The following is an 18,375-nucleotide window of genomic DNA, read 5'->3' as shown; positions in this document are numbered from 1 at the left end:
GAAGTTTGTTAGGCGATAGGCGCTGGAGCTGGATGTCGCAGTGCTTATCCACAGTTCAATGAATTTTATAATTTCCTGGACAATAAAAAAGCAGAAGCGCCTTGTGTCTGAAACTTATTAAACATTAAGCAAACAAAGCTCGCCCCTTATTGTTCGGCGAGCTCTTCTTTTACTAACCCTCTTATTTTATCGATATAGCGATACGCCTCAAGAACTTCTTCTTCCGTATACCGCTGCTTGCTCTTTAAGGTAAAGACCTTTTCTTTTACCTCTTCCTGCCCTAATCCCTCAAAGTAAAGAACTGTGGAAACAAGCTCTAAAAACCGTGAGCTTTGTTCATTTAGGTCGAGAATACAGCCCTTTAGCGGCGGCATGTCCAAATCATAATGACCTAAAAATTCACTGCCTGTTTCGGTTAATGAATAGCGATATTGAAAATACCCGCCCTTTTTTTCATGAATTTCATTAATAAACCCGAGATTGCAAAGCTCTTCAATCCGAAGTGTCAGCTCCTCTGAGTACGGACCGTAAAAGTGGAAATTATATTTTTCATAGAAAGGAAGATCAATCTTTTTCGCAATATAAATCATCTTTTGCAGCTTTTTCCGACCAATGATTTCCCCAGCTGACGAAATAACCTTCATCAGCTTTGCATGTTCCTTCATCAATGCCCCGTCATCTCCTAACTTTCTTTTTCTCTAATCATCTTTGTTAAAGTTTTAAAAGCTCAAGAATTTTCTTTTTTACCGTTCGCTTCGTAGAAAAATCTTCAACTAAATCCAGCGGAAAATATAACTTATGATCAGTTCTTCTTTTTCCTGAAATGGCATCAACAATTTCCGATTGCCTTGAGAGTTCCTTAATATCTCCGTTCGACATAAGCAGATGGATCGGTAATCGTTCTTCCTCTTCACCTGGGCGATAGAAATCATAAGGAAGATCTGAAGAAGAATCCACGACTAAATAATATTCAGGATCAATCCCCGCCTTCTTAAATAAGGCTGTCAGCTCAATCAATGTCATCATCTGGACATTTGGATTAAATTCAACATATTTAAACAGCTTGCGATTCATAAACCGGCTGCAAAGGTCACTTAATATCGGATCCTGCTCCTCCTGCCATGCCTGAAAATAATACAAAATAACAGATTCATCTAATTTCAAATAGTCTTCTAATGTGAGTTCGTCTTCAAACATGGAATAAAAATGAATAGGATTATGCTTAAAGGTGTAATATTCCTTATGTAGCTGTTTTGCTCTGTGGAGAATTTTCGTCAAAATCACTTCAGCGCTTCTTGTAACAGGGTGAAAATAAACCTGCCAATACATTTGATAGCGGCTCATAATATAATCTTCAACCGCATGCATGCCGCTGCTTTTTATAACTACCTGATCCTCACGAGGACGCATCACGCGCAAAATCCGTTCCATGTCAAAATGTCCATAGCTTACTCCAGTATAATAAGCATCCCGCTGCAGGTAATCCATGCGATCTGCATCAATCTGGCTGGATATTAAACTAACAACCTGCTTATTCTCATACGTTTTTGCAATAACTTCGGTAACCTTTTTAGGAAAATCAGCCCCATTTTGTTTTAATACAGCGTTAACCTCGGTATCTCCTAAAATAATCGCTTGGGTGAAATCCTCATGATCAAGATGGAACACCTTTTCAAATGAATGGGAAAACGGACCATGCCCAAGGTCATGCAGCAAAGCCGCACAAAGACATAATAGTCTTTCATCATCATTCCACTCTGGACATCCCTTAAACACATCATCAACAATCCTGCGCACAATTTCGTACACACCTAATGAATGATTAAATCGGCTATGCTCGGCACCATGAAAGGTTAAGTAGGTCGTTCCCAGCTGCCGAATTCTTCTCAGCCGCTGAAATTCCTTCGTTCCAATTAGATCCCAAATCAGTTTATCGCGAACATGTATATAGCGATGAACAGGATCTTTAAAAACCTTTTCCTCAGACAACTTTCCGTTTTTCATTGTCTTCCCTCTTCCGTTCAGACTTGTCTATTTCAAAAGTTAAGTAAGTAGAATAAGTCATGCTTTTCTCTATGTTGTCTTCTATTATATCGATTTCAAGACGACATTTACAGCCAAAATCTCCTGACTTTTTCCAATAAAAAATCACCGCTGTTTAAGTGAACAAGGGTGATGTTATTTTTTTAATTTCTTTTCAATTTTTTCAATGAGCTCATCTTCGGTTAATGCTGAAACTGGACGATTATTGACAAATGCAAATGATTTTTTTCTTCCTGGACCACAGTAAGATTGGCAGGCAATATCAATCACAGCTTCTGAATCTATTTTTTTCAAACGCGGCACTAGCGTTTTTATATTTGTTGCTTGGCAGTCGTCACAAATTCTAAATTCATTTGCCATCTTCATTTACAACCCTTTCTGCTATCCGATCTTCCGTTTACACTAAAAGGTATTTTACCGCTTATCCAACCTCAATGCAAGTACAAGAACAACTAGGTGCCATTTTACAGCATTGGTTTGTTTTTCCTTACTAGTAGAATCTAAAAATTCCATAAAAAGTCTACTATCCTCTTAAGAAAATTGTATAAAATACCGCAAAATTGTCCATCATAATTAACAATCAACTAGTTATATTATCTATTTACACAGGGAGTTGGAAAAAATGAAACAAAGACAAGATGCTTGGTCTGAAGAGAATGATTTATTACTAGCAGAAACTGTTTTAAGACATGTGCGCGAGGGCAGCACACAATTAAATGCCTTTGAAGAGGTGGGCGATAAGTTAAACCGTACCTCTGCAGCATGTGGATTCCGTTGGAATGCTGTTGTCCGCCATGATTATGAGAAAGCCTTACAGCTTGCTAAAAAGCAACGTAAGCAACGTATGAGAGCTCTTGGCAAAGGCCAGCCAGTGAAGAAACAGCTTCTTTATTCTCCTGATGTTCCTTCTATTGATGCGGATGAACAAGAAGAGCTTACGATGATGTCAGCTTTAGAGAGTCATATGGCAGAGGTTATGCCTGCTGATGAAGATGTAAAAGCAAACTTACCTAAATCAGCACCTAAACCAACTGTAAATCAACCAGCTGGATCATCAAACAAAATCACAATGGATCAAGTCATTGCTTTCTTACATTCTTACAAATCAAATAATGAGTATTCAGAAGCTCTTATAAGTGAGAATAAACGATTAAAGCGTGAAAATGAAGAGCTCATTTCGCAAAACGAAGAATTGAAGAAAAAGGTTGAGAGACTTGAGCAGGATACAGTTACAGTCCAAGAAGACTATGAAACATTAATGAAAATCATGAACCGCGCAAGAAAACTAGTATTATTCGATGAAGATGACCGCTCAACAGCAACAACTTTTAAAATGGACCGCAATGGGAATTTAGAGAAGTTGGCTGAATAAAAGATAACCCTTACAAAGACGCGAGAAAGTTCTCGCGTCTTTTTTGTACACCAGAAATTGTTAGATTTTATGGATGATAGTACAAAAAACTAAGGCATTCGCCATTAGGACTTGACGTTAAGCCAAGTTTTTCTAAAATTTAATGCCCTAAAAATTAGAGGTATGATAATAATAAAAAAATTAATGATACTGGAACTTCTTCACCACTAAAAACGTAATAAAAACTGTATCATAATGTAAGGGGTAAGACAACCATCATAGCATTTAACTACCCAATAGTTGGAAAAAATAAAAGAAAAAAGGTTGGTATGACGTTGGAAACGAGAGAATGGCTACAAACTGAGCTGCAGTCTATTGAAAAATGGGAGCAGGATCAAAAAGGACTTTGGTTTTGGGAAAGACTTGGACGACTTCCTTTTAAGCTTTTAGATAAAGTTACACCTGCTTTTATCCAAAAGAAAATCGGTACCTTGCTAGATGAGCTGGGGGCTTTCGTGCAAACAGGAGGACAATACTTAACACAGGAAAAGGTCATTTTAGCGAAGCTGGAAAAACATGCGAAGCGTGAAGACATTGCGTTATCCGATGTTTCTACCCTGCCGTTAGCGGCGATGGATGAGGTAAGCGAGGAATTAAAGACAAACCGAAGCCAGCTGGCCACCATTCAAGGGGCTACAACAGGGGTAGGCGGCATTTTCACATTGGCCGTTGATATTCCCGTTCTGCTCGGACTATCGTTAAAAACACTTCAGGAAATCGCGATCGCATATGGCTATGACCCGAAAGACCGTAATGAGCGAATTTTCATTGTAAAATGCCTTCAGTTTTCCTCGGCTGACGTTGTGGGGAAACAAGCCATTTTAAATGAATTATCTACCTTTTATCATCGCGATCACATGACAAAGAATGAAATGATTTCCCAGCTCCAAGGCTGGCGTGAGGTTGTTTATACGTACCGTGATCAATTCGGCTGGAAAAAACTTCTGCAAATGGTGCCGATCGCAGGGATGGTCTTTGGTGCGATCACCAATCGATCGATGATTCATGATCTGGCAGAGACCGGCATGATGCTTTATCGGAAAAGGAGAATTCTTGATAGATTGGAGACAGCGGAAAAATACAGTTCCGAGCTTTGAGCTATGTCAAAAACCGGTATCCCCACTTAAGGGCCACCGGTTTTTTGCAACTTTATAAGTCAATATCTTTATAAAGTCCTTCGTGCACTTTTCTATTCACAATTACCTACTAATCGAAGTGTATCTCTGTCGCTTTTTCGCTCGATTCATAAATCCCTGCCAAGATTTTCATCATTTCCATACCATCTTGAACAGGGCTGATTGTTTCCGTCTCTTTTTTGATGCATGATACAAAATGATCAATTTCATTTTGTAATCCTTTATGAAAGTCAAATGATAATGAATCAATTTGTGGAGTACAATTAATAATCGTATTATGTTTTTCCGTAACAATTTGAAGATTAGGTTCAATTTCTGCTCCGCCTTTATCTCCAAACACGCTAACTGCGATCGAATCCTCCTTAGCATGGAGAGTGAAACTTACATCGACCATTAAAGATGCACCATTTTCAAATCTGATGATGGCATTGGCTAAGTCTTCAACCGTATTCTTGTCAGGATCATAATCCGCTGCTTTGTAGAAGGATTTGTTTTTAATATTTGAGCGGTTGCCTAATTTGTTGTATGTGTTTCCGCTGATTGATTTGACTTTCGGTTTCCCCATTAAATACCAGCACAGGTCTATTACGTGAACACCAAGATCAATTAATGGTCCCCCACCTGATCTTTCCTTATCAGCAAACCATCCTCCTGGATTTCCTAATTCCCTGATGCAGGATGCCTTTGCATAGTAAATTTCACCGAGATCTCCTGAATCAATGAAATTCTTTAGTACTTGTGTATTTGTCCCGAAACGGCGAACGAACCCTACTTGAAGCACTTTTCCGCCATTCTCCTTAACGGCTCTTTCTATTGCGTATGCTTCTTCAACAGTTTTACATAATGGCTTCTCAACTAAAACGTGCTTCCCTGCACGTAAGGCAGCAATTGAAATTTCCGCATGCGAGTTATTCCATGTACAAATGCTGACCGCATCAACCTCTGAATCTGCTAGTAAATCCTGATAACTTTTATAATATTTTTTGGCACCATATTTCTCGGCTTTTTCTTGTGCTCTTTGTTCATTCCTATCACAAACAGAATAGATTTCAACATCATGATTATTTTTATAGGATTCAAAATGCATTTCAGAAATAGAACCTGCGCCAATTACACCGACTTTTATTTTCTCCATATTTGTAAACTCCTTCTAAACTTCTTCCAAAATTATTCCGTTTTGCCCTTCATGTATCAAAATCTCTGACTAAGTTAACCTAAATACATGAGCAATTGGAGTATTTTCTTCCTTTGCCGTCACTCTTGGCATACTTACAAATAGTCCCTCTTCTGTTTGGCTAAATTCAAGATTTTCTTCACCATCAAGCATATCGATCCGAAAAACCTTTTCAGTATATGGAATGTAAACAGTTTCATCTTTATAACGTTGATCTTCGCTTTGATACAATCGGAAACAGTATGCCGTTTCACCTTTTCTTGTAAAAGCGAAACCTTCTTTGAAATAAGGTGCACAAATGCGTGTACCATAAACGGCTTCACCGTAAACCTTCAACCAAGCTCCAAGCTCTTTCATTCTTTTAATGGCCCCTTCAGGTAAGCGACCATCAGGTTGTGGTGCCACATTTAAAGCAAGATTCCCACCTTTAGATACAATTTCGATCAACGTATGAACAATTTCTCGAGTAGACTTATACGTATCCTCATATCTGAAGGAAAAAGAGGTTCCCATTGTGATACAGCTTTCCCATGGCACATTCATCGGAGTGTCAGGAATCGTTTGTTCAGGAGTTATATAGTTTTCAAACTCTCCCCCTATCGTACGGTCAGCTGTTAGTAACCAGGGCTGTATTTCACGGGCTCTTTCCACCACTTCTCCGAGGCGGATGTCCTGTTTTCCTTTGCCAACCCATCCTGCATCTAACCACAATACGTCAATTGGACCATATTTGGACATTAGCTCCATTATTTGATTATGGGTAAAGTTCACAAACTTATCCCACAACCATGGGTATTCATCTGGATCATATGACGGACCGCGCCACATCTCCCTGCCCCGGGCCATGCCGGGTGCCCAATAGTAAGGTGTATGCCAATCTGCCTTAGAAAAATATGCTGCAATACCCAAGCCCTTTTTGCGAAAAGCATTAAAAACATGTTTGCATATATCAGCATACTTATGACTGTGAAAAGGACATTCTGATGAAGTAATACGATAATCCGTCTCTTTCGTATCCCACATACTAAAGCCATCATGATGCTTCGTCGTGAAAATCAAATATTTAAAACCACCTTCTTCGGCTAAGTCAGCCCAAACTTCTGGTTGAAATCGAACAGGGTTAAAGGTTTTATTTAAATTGAAATATTGCCGCTTAAATTCTTCGCCATCTTCCTCCCAGTCAATACCTGTACGGGACCAATCACTGTCTTTATCACTTAGAGCCCATGATTCTACAACACCAAGCTGAGAATATGGCCCCCAGTGCATCATCAAGGCTAATTTTTGGTCTTTAAACCATTCCAAACGTTCTAATAACACCGGGTCTTCCGGTTTCACCCATTTCTCTTCCGCACTGTAATTATGGACACCATGATTTACATCCTGGTCTTTCGTTTCTGCCGTCATACTCCCATCCCCATTCAAATTTATTTTCTATGATTATCTCAAGATTTAGGAATTAAGCTTCCTCCCAGAAACGTCTTAGATTATCCATTCCAATTTTGCATGCTTCTCTGCATTCTTCCATTCCTTCAAATTCTAATGTTACATATCCGTCATAGCCGGAATCTTTAATCAGTTTTACTATTTCTCTTATTTCAATATCACCTTGTCCAACAATTGCCCCTCTTAGAAAGTTCCCGTTAGACGTTTTAAACCATTTTCCTGCACCGGGATCGTTATAGTAAGGGCGGAAGTAAAAGTCCTTAAAATGAACAAGTGATGCATATGGGAGGTTCTTCTTCACACCTACAATCGGATTTTCATCGACACACATGAAATTGCCTACATCCAATGTCGTTTTAAAGTTAGGTCTGTTCACTGCATGCAGTACGCGCTGGACACGATCACTATGCTGGACAGCTACCCCATGATTTTCAATCGTCGTTGTTATTCCAAATTCTGCTGCATAGTCGGCGATGCGGCGGCTTCCTTCAATAATATTCCCCAGAAACCTTGATGAAGAATTCTAGTTTCACCAGTACTTGATGCAGCATGGCATGTTAGCTCATACAATCCTGGCATAATATCTATAGGCAATACAAATGAAAGGGCATTCAATTGTTGGGATGCATTTACTGCTTCTGTTTTAGAAAAGATTGTCTCTTTATTTTTTGTAACAGTAAAAGTTAATGTCCATTCTGTAACCACGTTTTTAAACGACTGTAATTGATAGGTTACTTTTGGACGTTCCCCTTCATCATACGTGGCATAGTTTGTTTTCAGCCACATTTCTGTTACTCCATTTGTTGCAAACAAAGCTAATTCCTCGATAGCCTTTGCGCCTTTTTCTGTCCAAAATTGTTCATTAACCTTCTGATTAATGAAGAGCCAGCGTCCTCCGGTGAATTTCCCTTTCGTATTCTCAATTAAGACACTAGGGGCAGCTACCTCACGCCCGCTCTTTGAAACGCCTTTAAGCAACGGATATATCCGTGCATCCATCGGACCTACTGAACCCATTTCAGACTCAATTGCGCTGGATTTTGTTACATGCAGCACAAAATTGCAGGTATCCTCAATTGGAAATAGATCCTCTTTACCAGAGAACACAGGAATATCCTTATTATGCTGCAAAGAAGCAATCGGTTCGGATTTAACATGCAAAGCCTCATGAATATTTAATTGCTGATGGTAAGCCGTTTGTACACGCTCCCTTTCCCAATTGCCATTCGTCATATAACACAGAATCCGAAACGGAATACCTCCAATGTGTACAAATCCTTTACCACTTTCCATATGGCGATATATCGCATCCCAGGCACTTTTTGGGAAATAGGGGCCATGCATATTAATAAAACAATCCACTTCACTATTTGCTAACACTTCCTCTAAAGAAAGAGCATCTGCAACGATTATTTCATTACTAAAGCTTTCAAAAAATGATCTGTTCGGTCTTTGGCCATCTATTGGAAATCTAGAATCATAGAAAATAATGATGTTACCCATAAAAAATATCCCCCATCTTTTTTAAAATGTATTCTTTTAATAGGCAGAATTCACCCTTACAGATTTTCATTTGGCACTATAATAAATTCTCGAAAACTAGTTACAGCGACTATGTAACAAAAAGCTCAACAACGGGTACATGTACATCCGGTTTGACACAGGAAGTTCTAAATAGTTCCTGCCTATCATATCTTTCCATATCTTAAACTGTAAATATGTAAATTAATCAGCAATATGTAAACCTTTACATATGAAATTCATAGTAGCAACAAACCCAATATATGCCCTTTTCTAAGTAAGGGATTTTTACCTTCTAAACAAAAAAATCACAAGAATTTCATAATCTTGTGATTGGAATACCGATTAAAAAAGATTCAACATCATTATATTTTTCAATAGAGCCTTACATTTCCATATTAAGCTTAGCCACCGACGATCTCTTTTATCTTTTGAAGGATATTACCATTAATTGAATGACGAAAATCCCCATTGGTTCGGACCCCTGAGCCAAAATGATAGTATGGAGCCTGCAGTGTTTCATGAATAAACTCAATATTGTTTATATCAAGTCCCGAACCAGGCATTATAACCGGTTTTTCAGGACCATTCACAGAGTCCTCTACCAAATTGCGCAATGTATTTAACCCTTCCATTACGTTAGGCTTTCCGCCAGAGGTTAAGACTTGATTGATCTTAAGAAGTGAATTGCATAGGGATTTATAAATTTCTAGTGGCTGTGATTCATCAATGGCACGATGAAAGGTAATCGACATGCTGCCCGCTTCTTTTACTGCCATTTCAAGGATGGAGAAATCCACCGATCCCTCTTCAGTTAATGCTCCGAATACAATTCCAGCTGCTCCTAATTCTCGGACAATTTTAATATCCTCTCTTATTGCCTCCCATTCTTCCTTCTGATAAACAAAGGAATGGCTGTGAGGTCGAATCATTACCATAACAGGAATATTGACACAATTGACAATTCTTTTAATTACCCCATAGCTCGGGGTTAATCCGCCTTCACCAATGGCCGAAACCAATTCAAGCCGATCCGCTCCATACGCTTCAGCCATTTTGGCATCGCGCTCATTTAATACTATTACTTCCATTTTGCTCATTTTTTATCCCTCAATTAATCACGATTTTTAGAGAAAACTTTTTCATTTCTATCAATCATTCTTACTAAGTTTTGCTGGAATAGCAGCTGTTCCTCCACCGTTAATGACGATGGCAGTAGTTTGTGACTATGATCCTTTAAAGCTGTTAATAGCTCAAACAGAAGCTTTTCAACGGTCAAATCGATTTGCAGCAAATCACTTAAAGATGCCATTGTGTCAGGGTTTATCTTCGGATAAATAAACTTCGTTTGTTCATTCTTTAAAGAAAGCTCATAAAATTGGCGGATCAAGTCAGCACGCTCCCCGCCGCTGCCAGATACACATAGGTAGATTTGCACCGCAATTCCGCCGCGAAGCCTCCGCTGTGAAATGCCGGCAAATTTTTTGCCATTTATACTTAGATCATAGCTTCCAGGACAATAGGATCCCACAATCTCACGTGCTTCGATTTTCTTTCCATTATCCCCCAGCATATATCTAATCAAGTCAAGCATTGCATCATACCCGCGATTAATATCGATCCCTTTTTCTTGATCTGGGAAGATAAGTGAAATATTCAGGACATCTTTATCCAAAACGACGGCTAGTCCGCCAGAGTTTCTTACAATGACATGATAGCCCATGCTTTTCAAAAACTGCAGGCCATCCTCTAAATAAGGCAGCTTTGTATCTTGAATCCCAAGGACAATCGTATTATGATGCACCCAAGTCCGTACAGTTGCCTGTGATTCATGCTTCCCAACACTTGCGCACAATGTATCATCAATTGCAAATGAATGCTTGGCATCGAATTGCGGACCAAGACTGGATTGATCAATAATCCGCCACTCAGGTTGCTTGATTAATGAGGCTTTTGATGAAAGGTTCATACTATGTACTCCCTTAATAAATCGTTATTAGCTTTTTTATTATAGCATTATTGAAGTTTTGAAAGTAAATTGCTTAATTTAGCAAGTAAGACTATGTTTTTTTCTGATTCCGGTCCCTTTCTTTCTTACATTTTACTCTATCAAAGTCCTTAACTCTTATTTCTAATAATAGAAGACATTAGAATAACAGGATAGTGGTCGGAAGGAAAACCACCATTTACCTTGCTTCTATCAACAATGATGTTCTGTAAGTGAACGTCTTTTGTGACAAATATGTAGTCAATTGGATAGCCCTTTGTTCCACCTGAAAAACTATGAAAAGTAGGTCCTGCCTCGCCTTTTAATATGCTATAAGAATCAACCATCTCTTCTTTAGCCTGTAAAAACTTTATGACATTGTTTTCAGGTAGTGCATTCAAATCACCTGTTAAAAACACAGTTCTTTTCTTTTTTTGACGGTGGGTTTTTATTTTATCCCAAATCATCTGAATTCCTTTTTCCCTTGCTTCCTGGCTAATATGATCCAGATGAGTATTATAAAAAGAAAATTCCTTTTCAGATTCTTGTAGAAATTTAAAATGACCCCATGTACAAACGCGCGGACAAGCTGCTCCCCAACTTTTACTGCCCGGTTCATCTGGATTTTCGGACAACCAAAATTGTCCTTCTTCAATAAGCGATACAATATCTTTTTTATAAAAAATTGCTGAAAATTCACCATTATTCCCTCCATCACGGCCTTGGCCAAGCCAATGATAGCAGTGAAGACGTTCTTCAAGCTGAGTTAACATATAATATAACCCTTCCTGAATTCCAAAGATAATAGGATCGTGTTTTACAATCATTTCAGCAACCTTGTCAACCCTGTTAGACCATACATTATTATGATCAGTTGGACTATCAACACGTAAATTAAATGTCATAACTTTAACATTCATTTTCACCCCTCCTTTTTTTTGAAACTCACCACCTTAAAAAGTTTAAGCTATGAGGTTTTCCTAATGACTGAGATAAATCCTTAATTGAGCTTTTATTCTTATCTTAATTGTAAGAACAATAAACCAAATTTAAAATTTGTATCTTTTCCATTTTATGTCGAATTTGACAACCTTTATATAAGTGAGACTACTATCAATGGGAGTTGTACTGCCGGTTAAGATTGGAATAAGAAAAGCGCAAGGCGCTAAGCATTCGGCGACAAGCATAAGGCGAATAGGAATAGAAGGTGTTCTTTACCTTCAATTCCTATTTGACTTACGACCTCGAGCCGATGGCGCCTGGAGCTAGACACTAAAACTAAGTACAAAATTTTATACTTTATTAAACTTTAAAAAAAGCCCCGATTAAAAAAATCGAAGCTTCCCTCTATTACGCTTGAGCAGCAGTAATTAACGCTAATTTATAAACATCCTCAGCATTACAACCGCGTGATAAATCATTAACCGGTTTATTTAAGCCTTGAAGGATAGGACCTACTGCTTCAAAATTTCCTAAACGCTGAGCAATTTTGTAGCCGATATTTCCAGCTTCAAGACTTGGGAATACAAATACATTTGCATCACCTTTCAGAACAGAAACAGGTGCCTTCTTTTCAGCAACAGAAGGAACAAATGCTGCATCAAATTGAAACTCTCCATCCAATGTTAAGCTTGGATCAAGCTCTTTTGCGATCTGGACGGCATCTGCCACTTTTTCGGTTTCAGGTGACTTTGCGGAGCCCTTTGTTGAAAAGCTTAGCAAAGCAACTCGTGGTTCAATACCGAACATTTTTGCTGTTTCCGCACTCGCAACAGCGATTTCCGCAAGATCTTGGCTATCTGGGGCAATATTGATCGCACAATCAGCAAATACATATTTCTCATCACCGCGAACCATGATGAAAACGCCGGAAGTCTTTTTAATTCCTTCCTTTGTTTTAATAATTTGCAACGCCGGACGTACAGTATCAGCTGTAGAATGTGCCGCACCGCTAACAAGACCATGTGCTTTACCGACATGGACTAGCATCGTACCGAAATAATTTTCATCTAACAAAATTTTACGAGCATCCTCTTCCGTTGCTTTCCCTTTCCGTCTTTCAACAAATGACGCGACAAGCTCGTCCATTTCTGAATAGTTAGCTGGATCATAGATCTCAACACCGTCCAATGTTAAGTTTAACTCATTGGCTTTCTTTTGTACCTCTTGCTCGTTTCCAATAAGGATTGGCTGCAGAACACCTTCACCAGCAAGACGATTAACAGCTGTTAAAATTCGGTCATCTAACCCTTCTGGAAAAACAATTTTAATTTGTTGTCCGCTCACTTTTTCCTTTAATGTCGCAAATAAATCTGACATAAAAACCCTCCTTGATTCTCAAAAAAATACTGTCCACAAACTAGAATACTCTACTTATCCCTAAATTCAAACCTCCCAAAACATTTAATAACGCTTACAACTGAAAAGTCTTTAATTTCAAAATAAACAAAAAAGTTAATAGGACTATACAATAGGTTCCCTCTAAAATTTGACCATATTCTTTTTCTCTTCGTTTTTATAAAGCACTGTATTCCTCACGATAAATTTCAAGTTTTATTCACATGGTCGGATGGACAAACTATGATATAGTTAAAAGTGTGTACATAGTGAATTTAAAATAGGAGTGAAAATAAATGAATGAAGCAGCACAAACATTAGATGGCTGGTATTGTTTGCATGATTTCCGTACGATCGATTGGTCAGCATGGAAGCTTTTAACAAGTGATGAACGTCAAGCTGCTATCCATGAATTTTTAGGGCTGATGGAAAAGTGGGAGAAGGCAGAGGATGCTGAGCAAGGCAGCCATACTCTTTATTCGATTGTTGGACAAAAAGCCGATTTCATGTTGATGATTTTGCGTCCGACAATGGAGGAGCTTAACGAAATTGAGCTAGAGTTTAACAAAACGAAGCTTGCTGAATTTACAATCCCTTCATATTCGTATGTTTCTGTGGTTGAGCTTAGCAATTATTTAGCTGGCGAAAGCAATGAGGATCCATACCAAAATCCGCATGTTCGTGCAAGATTGTATCCAAAACTGCCGCAAGCGAAATACTCATGCTTCTATCCAATGGATAAACGACGTCAAGGTAATGATAATTGGTATTCTCTTTCTATGGAGGAACGCCGTCAATTAATGAAGAGTCATGGACTTATCGGCCGCTCCTATGCTGGTAAAGTGAAGCAAATTATTACAGGCTCTGTCGGCTTTGACGATTATGAATGGGGAGTCACACTTTTCTCTGACGATGTGCTTCAGTTCAAAAAGCTTGTCTATGAAATGCGCTTCGACGAGGTCAGTGCACGCTATGGAGAATTTGGTTCATTCTTTGTAGGCCATCTGTTAAGCTCTTCAAAACTCTATTCCTTTTTTCATGTGAAGTAATGATACGAAAACACAAACTGACTCAGAAAGCCTCCGAGTCAGTTTTTTATCTTTTGGAAAACACTTTCTCGTAAACTACTACTTCTCTTTTTTCTTTGTATGCCTTTGTTTCAACATAAACAAAGCCCATTGATTCCCAAAAGTTTTTTGCTCGCTCATTTCCGATTAATACCCCAAGTCGAATCGCTGATATCCCATTAAGCAGCAGTTTCTTTTCATATTCTTTATATGCTTGCTTGGCATAGCCTTTTCCCTGAAAGTCTTTATGAATCATAAGCAAACCTATCCAAGGAAAACCATCCTTTGGATTGTTATCTAAAAAATCAATAACGCCAATATAGCTGCTGCCACATTTAATAAATACACTTTGGGTCGATGAATTTAGAAATTCACCCTTTAATTCTTCCAAAGAGCGTGTTCCCCTTCCATTTTCTAATAGGTTATAACATTTATTTGAGTCAACAATTTCTTTGACAATACTCAGCTTCGTCCCTGTTATTGCTTCAAATGTGATGATTTGCATCTTTTCTCTCCTTGTTATTTTTTCGTTAAAAGTCATAAGTTGTTTATCCCATACATACCTATGAATGAGCAAAGAATGATTGTAGAAATCCCTTTCGATTTTTCTACCATCTTGTGAGGAGGGTTAATGTATGGCTAAAAAAGTTCAAGCACAGCCTTATGGTTTTGATATGCAAGGAATGCCGGGAGTACAAGGAGTGCAAGCAGGTCAGCAAATGCCGATGTTTCAGGGTGGAGGATATCAGCCATATCCTACATACCCATTTCCTGCCCAAAGCGGACAGCAATTCGGAATGCAAATGCAAGTTCCGCCATTCCCACAACAACAAACACCGTCACAGCAAATACCTGGGATGCTGCCAATGGAAGAATCATATATTGAAAACATTTTGCGTTTGAATCGCGGAAAAGTAGCGACAGTTTATATGACATTTGAAAACAACCGTGAATGGAATGCGAAGATCTTTAAAGGGGTAATCGAAGCAGCTGGCCGTGATCACATCATTCTCAGTGACCCACAAACAGGTATGCGTTATTTATTATTAATGGTGTACTTAGATTATATAACATTCGATGAAGAGCTGAATTATGATATTCAAGGCTTAGTTTCGTATCCTCCAAGATAACATATGAAGGCTGGCTCAAATTCAGCCAGCCTCTTGTATTAGTTATAGATATCGGATCGCGACATAGCCTAAAAGCAGCCATCCACCAAGAAAGGCAAGACCGCCTAAAGGAGTTATTGCTCCTAAAACACTAATTTGTGTCACACTTAAGATATACAAGCTTCCTGAGAAAAGGATAATTCCAATTAAAAACAACCAACCTGCTGTTGATAGTAATCCGACATTTGTCAATTTGTCTAATAAAAAGGCAACGACAAACAAACCACCTGCATGAAACATTTGATAGGTTACTCCGGTCTGCCATGTTTTTATGTACTTTTCTGGGATTTTCCCCTCTAATCCATGTGCCCCAAAGGCCCCCAACGCTACAGCTAAAAATCCGTTAATGGCTCCTAAAATAAGAAAAAGCTTCATCTTGTTCCATACCTCCCTTATTTCTTCCTCTTTCATCTTACCCTACTATCACATGTTTTCAACTTGAAAATGGAGTAAAATATTGACGATTTAGCAACTAAAAGACTCTAAAAAAATCAGACTCCTCAATGGTGTAATTTTGAGGAGTCTGGCACTTTTGAGACAGCCTTAACGGTTTTGTAAGTAAACCTTCAACACATTTGCAATGTCTTGTTCATTTTTTACTGTGTTTATATAATAATGATCGCCATCCAAATAGGATTGAAATTGGCTGTAGCCTTCATTCATTAAAAAATCGTCAATATCCTGTACAGATTCCTGTGCGGTCAGCAAATATTTCTGACCAATGAAATCTTGATTTACATAGACATCATATCGATCATGTGATAATTGAGTAGGTGAGGGACCATTATAAATCCCCATATTAAACCTTGTTCTCCCCATCCCAAATAAGTCATCGTAAGTCATATTCTTAACCTCCAATTAAATTGTTACTATTCATTGTGTCCTGATTAGGTTAGAATATGATGGATTTCTTTGGAACTACCGATTGTTAAAAATCAAACAGGGAATCTCCATTTGCATCCTCTTCCTTGTAACGTGAGGAGGATATGCCAGATTGTTGGTTTGCAGTTGTTGAATAATTTCCCATCATTTTTTGCAGCTCTGCAGGGTTAATTTCATTTGTTTTTGGTGAAGGTATACGTAATGAGCTATTAGACGTATCATCTTCTAAGATAATTTCACATAGAGAGCGGATGACGACAAGCTTTTCCCTTAATTCTTTATCAGTTTCTGAATTTTTTGCTTTTACCAGCTCCTCCTCCATTTTTCCAAGGAGCTTTGATACATGTATATTCACTAAAAAACCTCCGTTTACTTGCTCGCCTTTGGTTCATACTTCAAGCATGTGATTCCTGATGATTTTTTTACCATCATTGCCGGTCTGCTTGCTGATTTAAATCCATATGCACGGCAGCCATTGGGAAATGCAGGATCCCATGTAATACAAAAATGTCTGCACTTTATACAATTTACAGCTTGTTCTTTCACTAGTTTTAACTCCTTTTATAAGGCTGATACTTAATTTAAGGCTGTTTTCGTAAGCTATTGAACAAGGTTTAGGACAACAATTTTTTAGAAAAGAGCCTAATTTAAACACCAATTAATTTCTTTAATATGACTTTGTTTTAAATAATCGTTTGTTTTTGAAAATGGTTTGCTGCCAAAAAACCCTTTTCTTGCTGAAAATGGACTTGGGTGTGGCGATTCAATAATGAAATGCTGGGACGATGTGATGAATTTCTTCTTCTCTCCTGCGTGTCTTCCCCACAAAATAAACACAATTGGCTGTTCCCGTTGATTTAACTGTTTGATGACTTCATCGGTGAAAAGCTCCCAGCCCTTGCCTTTATGGGAATTAGCCGTTCCTTTCCTTACAGTTAGAACAGTATTTAACAGCAGCACCCCTTCATGCGCCCATTTTAGTAAGGAACCGTTTGACGGAGGCTGACAGCCGAGATCCTCCTGAAGCTCGATAAAAATATTTCGTAATGATGGCGGCTGCTTAACATCCGGCTGCACGGAAAAACTTAGTCCATGTGCCTGTCCGTCACCATGGTAAGGGTCTTGTCCAAGTATAACAGCTTTTACTGAATCATATGGCGTTTTATTTAATGCCTCAAACATATTTTCCCATTTTGGAAAAACAGTTCCTTGCCTATATTCCTCATGTAAATATTGGGTTAGCTTTTGAAAATATGGCTTCTCAAATTCACTCTTTAATACTTCAGTCCAATCAGAATGTAGTAATTGCTTCATCCGATTACCTCCTTTGGTTCCACTAATCGTGAACGAAGAGGCTGTCCGTTCCAAACAATTTTCGTTTTCGCTTCACGCCGCTTCATTTCAGGCTCCTCTAAGAGAACAAAGAAATTTTTTATAGGTAAATCACCAAGCTGGTGCTTGTCACATAGTTTTCTTAGGAATTGCTTCCGCTTATCATTCAAATCTGCTGATTGATTCGTTCCCGTTTCAGAAAAAGCATAGATGACACTTGCTATAGGCATTCGTTTTACTCGGCAAACCTGAGCAGCACGCAGAAAAAAGTCCCAGTCCCAATAATTATGAACTTCAGGGTCAAATAAACCAATTTGATCATGAAGCTCCTTTTTATAGGCACTGCCTGAAGGAATATAGGTCGAAAATTTTCTCATTTCCTCAAGGTCATACTTATAAGCAAATGGACGTCTCGCCAAAGGATAACGGGTTGCCCCCTTTAATTCAAAGCTGGCAATTTCCGCATCAGCATAAACAAAATCAGCTTCTTCAAGCTCCTTTTGAACCTGTTCAATATGCCTCTCCGTAAAATAATCATCATCATCACAAAGCATGATAATATCACCTGTTACATTTCTTACACCAATATTTCGCGCATGAACATGCTTAACATTATCCTCTAGCTCGATCGCCTTAATTGGCAATTCCTGATAAAGTTCTACTAATGGAACAATGCTCGTTCCTGCATCATTAACAATAATAATTTCATGTGGCGGCACCGTTTGGTTGGAGATCGATTCAAGAAGCTCAGCAAGTTCTATTAATCTATTGTAGGTTACAATTACAATCGATATTTTCATTTTTATACCCATTCCTTTCGCTTCGCTCAAGGCACAAAACGTAATGAAATAAGTTTTGTACCTCGAGCGT

General features: G+C 38.5%; 21 protein-coding genes and 1 pseudogene. 4 read left to right on the top strand and 18 right to left on the bottom strand.

The annotated features are described in order from the left end of the window. Nucleotides 1-146: 146 nt before the first annotated feature. The 3 genes from Q1B07_RS23280 to Q1B07_RS23270 all read right to left on the bottom strand — a co-directional run bounded on the left by Q1B07_RS23280 (nucleotide 147) and on the right by Q1B07_RS23270 (nucleotide 2,403). Entirely contained in the window at nucleotides 147-668 is a 522-nt protein-coding gene (locus tag Q1B07_RS23280) for a YwgA family protein (protein ID WP_299094415.1), read from the bottom strand. Between the two features lie 43 nt (nucleotides 669-711). Then, a complete protein-coding gene (locus Q1B07_RS23275) occupies nucleotides 712-2,004 on the bottom strand; it encodes an HD domain-containing protein (protein WP_299094417.1) in 1,293 nt (430 codons plus the stop codon). Nucleotides 2,005-2,178: 174 nt separating this feature from the next. After that, a complete protein-coding gene (locus tag Q1B07_RS23270) occupies nucleotides 2,179-2,403 on the bottom strand; it encodes a DUF1450 domain-containing protein (protein ID WP_299094419.1) in 225 nt (74 codons plus the stop codon). Between the two features lie 262 nt (nucleotides 2,404-2,665). Between Q1B07_RS23270 and Q1B07_RS23265 the strand changes: the two genes are divergently transcribed. Both Q1B07_RS23265 and Q1B07_RS23260 read left to right on the top strand, forming a co-directional pair. Beyond that, complete coding sequence (locus Q1B07_RS23265) at nucleotides 2,666-3,415, top strand: RsfA family transcriptional regulator (RefSeq protein WP_299094420.1); 750 nt, start codon at nucleotides 2,666-2,668, stop codon at nucleotides 3,413-3,415. Between the two features lie 308 nt (nucleotides 3,416-3,723). Beyond that, nucleotides 3,724-4,551: an EcsC family protein gene (locus Q1B07_RS23260; RefSeq protein WP_299094421.1), complete on the top strand. Its 828-nt coding sequence runs from the start codon at nucleotides 3,724-3,726 to the stop codon at nucleotides 4,549-4,551. A 109-nt stretch (nucleotides 4,552-4,660) separates the two neighbouring features. Here Q1B07_RS23260 and Q1B07_RS23255 read toward each other — a convergent pair whose 3' ends face one another. The 8 genes and pseudogenes from Q1B07_RS23255 to pta all read right to left on the bottom strand — a co-directional run bounded on the left by Q1B07_RS23255 (nucleotide 4,661) and on the right by pta (nucleotide 13,037). Continuing rightward, nucleotides 4,661-5,725, bottom strand: a complete 1,065-nt coding sequence (locus Q1B07_RS23255) for a Gfo/Idh/MocA family oxidoreductase (RefSeq protein ID WP_299094423.1) — start codon at nucleotides 5,723-5,725, stop codon at nucleotides 4,661-4,663. 69 nt (nucleotides 5,726-5,794) lie between these two features. Next, nucleotides 5,795-7,171 (bottom strand): alpha-L-fucosidase, encoded by a 1,377-nt coding sequence (locus Q1B07_RS23250; RefSeq protein WP_299094424.1) that lies wholly within the window; start codon nucleotides 7,169-7,171, stop codon nucleotides 5,795-5,797. Nucleotides 7,172-7,223: 52 nt separating this feature from the next. After that, nucleotides 7,224-7,706, bottom strand: a pseudogene (locus Q1B07_RS23245) (TIM barrel protein); the annotation flags it as partial. Next, a complete protein-coding gene (locus tag Q1B07_RS23240) occupies nucleotides 7,655-8,713 on the bottom strand; it encodes a hypothetical protein (protein ID WP_299094425.1) in 1,059 nt (352 codons plus the stop codon). The pseudogene Q1B07_RS23245 and the gene Q1B07_RS23240, both read right to left, overlap by 52 nt. A gap of 422 nt (nucleotides 8,714-9,135) precedes the next feature. Continuing rightward, complete coding sequence (locus Q1B07_RS23235) at nucleotides 9,136-9,831, bottom strand: copper homeostasis protein CutC (RefSeq protein ID WP_299094426.1); 696 nt, start codon at nucleotides 9,829-9,831, stop codon at nucleotides 9,136-9,138. 14 nt (nucleotides 9,832-9,845) lie between these two features. Next, nucleotides 9,846-10,700 (bottom strand): biotin/lipoate A/B protein ligase family protein, encoded by an 855-nt coding sequence (locus Q1B07_RS23230; RefSeq protein WP_299094427.1) that lies wholly within the window; start codon nucleotides 10,698-10,700, stop codon nucleotides 9,846-9,848. Between the two features lie 149 nt (nucleotides 10,701-10,849). Then, nucleotides 10,850-11,638, bottom strand: coding sequence for an endonuclease/exonuclease/phosphatase family protein (locus Q1B07_RS23225; RefSeq protein WP_299094438.1), 789 nt, complete (start codon nucleotides 11,636-11,638; stop codon nucleotides 10,850-10,852). 430 nt (nucleotides 11,639-12,068) lie between these two features. Further along, the gene (gene pta, locus Q1B07_RS23220; protein ID WP_299094428.1) at nucleotides 12,069-13,037 is read right to left on the bottom strand and encodes a phosphate acetyltransferase; all 969 of its coding nucleotides are present in this window, start codon (nucleotides 13,035-13,037) and stop codon (nucleotides 12,069-12,071) included. 314 nt (nucleotides 13,038-13,351) lie between these two features. Here pta and hemQ point away from each other — a divergent pair, with 314 nt between their 5' ends. Next, nucleotides 13,352-14,104: a hydrogen peroxide-dependent heme synthase gene (gene hemQ, locus Q1B07_RS23215; RefSeq protein ID WP_299094429.1), complete on the top strand. Its 753-nt coding sequence runs from the start codon at nucleotides 13,352-13,354 to the stop codon at nucleotides 14,102-14,104. 46 nt (nucleotides 14,105-14,150) lie between these two features. Here hemQ and Q1B07_RS23210 read toward each other — a convergent pair whose 3' ends face one another. Continuing rightward, the gene (locus Q1B07_RS23210; protein WP_299094430.1) at nucleotides 14,151-14,627 is read right to left on the bottom strand and encodes an N-acetyltransferase; all 477 of its coding nucleotides are present in this window, start codon (nucleotides 14,625-14,627) and stop codon (nucleotides 14,151-14,153) included. 169 nt (nucleotides 14,628-14,796) lie between these two features. Between Q1B07_RS23210 and gerQ the strand changes: the two genes are divergently transcribed. Further along, nucleotides 14,797-15,252 carry a spore coat protein GerQ gene (gerQ, locus tag Q1B07_RS23205; RefSeq protein ID WP_366945271.1) on the top strand — a complete coding sequence of 152 codons (456 nt, stop codon included), beginning with the start codon at nucleotides 14,797-14,799 and terminating at the stop codon, nucleotides 15,250-15,252. Between the two features lie 42 nt (nucleotides 15,253-15,294). On the opposite strand, the gene Q1B07_RS23200 is transcribed toward gerQ, so the two are convergent. The 6 genes from Q1B07_RS23200 to Q1B07_RS23175 all read right to left on the bottom strand — a co-directional run bounded on the left by Q1B07_RS23200 (nucleotide 15,295) and on the right by Q1B07_RS23175 (nucleotide 18,305). Beyond that, nucleotides 15,295-15,666 (bottom strand): DUF423 domain-containing protein, encoded by a 372-nt coding sequence (locus Q1B07_RS23200; RefSeq protein ID WP_299094431.1) that lies wholly within the window; start codon nucleotides 15,664-15,666, stop codon nucleotides 15,295-15,297. A 168-nt stretch (nucleotides 15,667-15,834) separates the two neighbouring features. Then, complete coding sequence (locus Q1B07_RS23195) at nucleotides 15,835-16,134, bottom strand: hypothetical protein (RefSeq protein WP_299094432.1); 300 nt, start codon at nucleotides 16,132-16,134, stop codon at nucleotides 15,835-15,837. 85 nt (nucleotides 16,135-16,219) lie between these two features. Next, entirely contained in the window at nucleotides 16,220-16,528 is a 309-nt protein-coding gene (locus tag Q1B07_RS23190; RefSeq protein ID WP_299094433.1) for a YwdI family protein, read from the bottom strand. 14 nt (nucleotides 16,529-16,542) lie between these two features. Then, complete coding sequence (locus Q1B07_RS23185) at nucleotides 16,543-16,719, bottom strand: uracil-DNA glycosylase (RefSeq protein ID WP_299094434.1); 177 nt, start codon at nucleotides 16,717-16,719, stop codon at nucleotides 16,543-16,545. A 96-nt stretch (nucleotides 16,720-16,815) separates the two neighbouring features. Beyond that, nucleotides 16,816-17,487 carry a uracil-DNA glycosylase gene (locus Q1B07_RS23180; protein ID WP_299094436.1) on the bottom strand — a complete coding sequence of 224 codons (672 nt, stop codon included), beginning with the start codon at nucleotides 17,485-17,487 and terminating at the stop codon, nucleotides 16,816-16,818. Next, nucleotides 17,484-18,305 (bottom strand): glycosyltransferase family 2 protein, encoded by an 822-nt coding sequence (locus Q1B07_RS23175; protein ID WP_299094442.1) that lies wholly within the window; start codon nucleotides 18,303-18,305, stop codon nucleotides 17,484-17,486. Before Q1B07_RS23175 ends, Q1B07_RS23180 begins: the two co-directional genes overlap by 4 nt. Nucleotides 18,306-18,375: the final 70 nt, after the last annotated feature.

The sequence above is a fragment of the uncultured Metabacillus sp. genome, from assembly GCF_947503125.1.
Classification (GTDB): Bacteria; Bacillota; Bacilli; order Bacillales; family Bacillaceae; genus Metabacillus.
Note: the sequence above shows the minus strand (reverse complement) of the source record. Positions and strands in the feature narration are given on the sequence as shown.

Coding starts and splice junctions, on each gene's coding strand:
- Q1B07_RS23275 (WP_299094417.1), bottom strand. CDS start 2,004: ATGAAAAACGGAAAGTTGTCTGAGGAAAAGGTTTTTAAAGATCCTGTT.
- Q1B07_RS23270 (WP_299094419.1), bottom strand. CDS start 2,403: ATGGCAAATGAATTTAGAATTTGTGACGACTGCCAAGCAACAAATATA.
- Q1B07_RS23265 (WP_299094420.1), top strand. CDS start 2,666: ATGAAACAAAGACAAGATGCTTGGTCTGAAGAGAATGATTTATTACTA.
- Q1B07_RS23260 (WP_299094421.1), top strand. CDS start 3,724: ATGACGTTGGAAACGAGAGAATGGCTACAAACTGAGCTGCAGTCTATT.
- Q1B07_RS23255 (WP_299094423.1), bottom strand. CDS start 5,725: ATGGAGAAAATAAAAGTCGGTGTAATTGGCGCAGGTTCTATTTCTGAA.
- Q1B07_RS23250 (WP_299094424.1), bottom strand. CDS start 7,171: ATGACGGCAGAAACGAAAGACCAGGATGTAAATCATGGTGTCCATAAT.
- Q1B07_RS23240 (WP_299094425.1), bottom strand. CDS start 8,713: ATGGGTAACATCATTATTTTCTATGATTCTAGATTTCCAATAGATGGC.
- Q1B07_RS23235 (WP_299094426.1), bottom strand. CDS start 9,831: ATGAGCAAAATGGAAGTAATAGTATTAAATGAGCGCGATGCCAAAATG.
- Q1B07_RS23230 (WP_299094427.1), bottom strand. CDS start 10,700: ATGAACCTTTCATCAAAAGCCTCATTAATCAAGCAACCTGAGTGGCGG.
- Q1B07_RS23225 (WP_299094438.1), bottom strand. CDS start 11,638: ATGAATGTTAAAGTTATGACATTTAATTTACGTGTTGATAGTCCAACT.
- pta (WP_299094428.1), bottom strand. CDS start 13,037: ATGTCAGATTTATTTGCGACATTAAAGGAAAAAGTGAGCGGACAACAA.
- hemQ (WP_299094429.1), top strand. CDS start 13,352: ATGAATGAAGCAGCACAAACATTAGATGGCTGGTATTGTTTGCATGAT.
- Q1B07_RS23210 (WP_299094430.1), bottom strand. CDS start 14,627: ATGCAAATCATCACATTTGAAGCAATAACAGGGACGAAGCTGAGTATT.
- gerQ (WP_366945271.1), top strand. CDS start 14,797: ATGCAAGGAATGCCGGGAGTACAAGGAGTGCAAGCAGGTCAGCAAATG.
- Q1B07_RS23200 (WP_299094431.1), bottom strand. CDS start 15,666: ATGAAGCTTTTTCTTATTTTAGGAGCCATTAACGGATTTTTAGCTGTA.
- Q1B07_RS23195 (WP_299094432.1), bottom strand. CDS start 16,134: ATGACTTACGATGACTTATTTGGGATGGGGAGAACAAGGTTTAATATG.
- Q1B07_RS23180 (WP_299094436.1), bottom strand. CDS start 17,487: ATGAAGCAATTACTACATTCTGATTGGACTGAAGTATTAAAGAGTGAA.
- Q1B07_RS23175 (WP_299094442.1), bottom strand. CDS start 18,305: ATGAAAATATCGATTGTAATTGTAACCTACAATAGATTAATAGAACTT.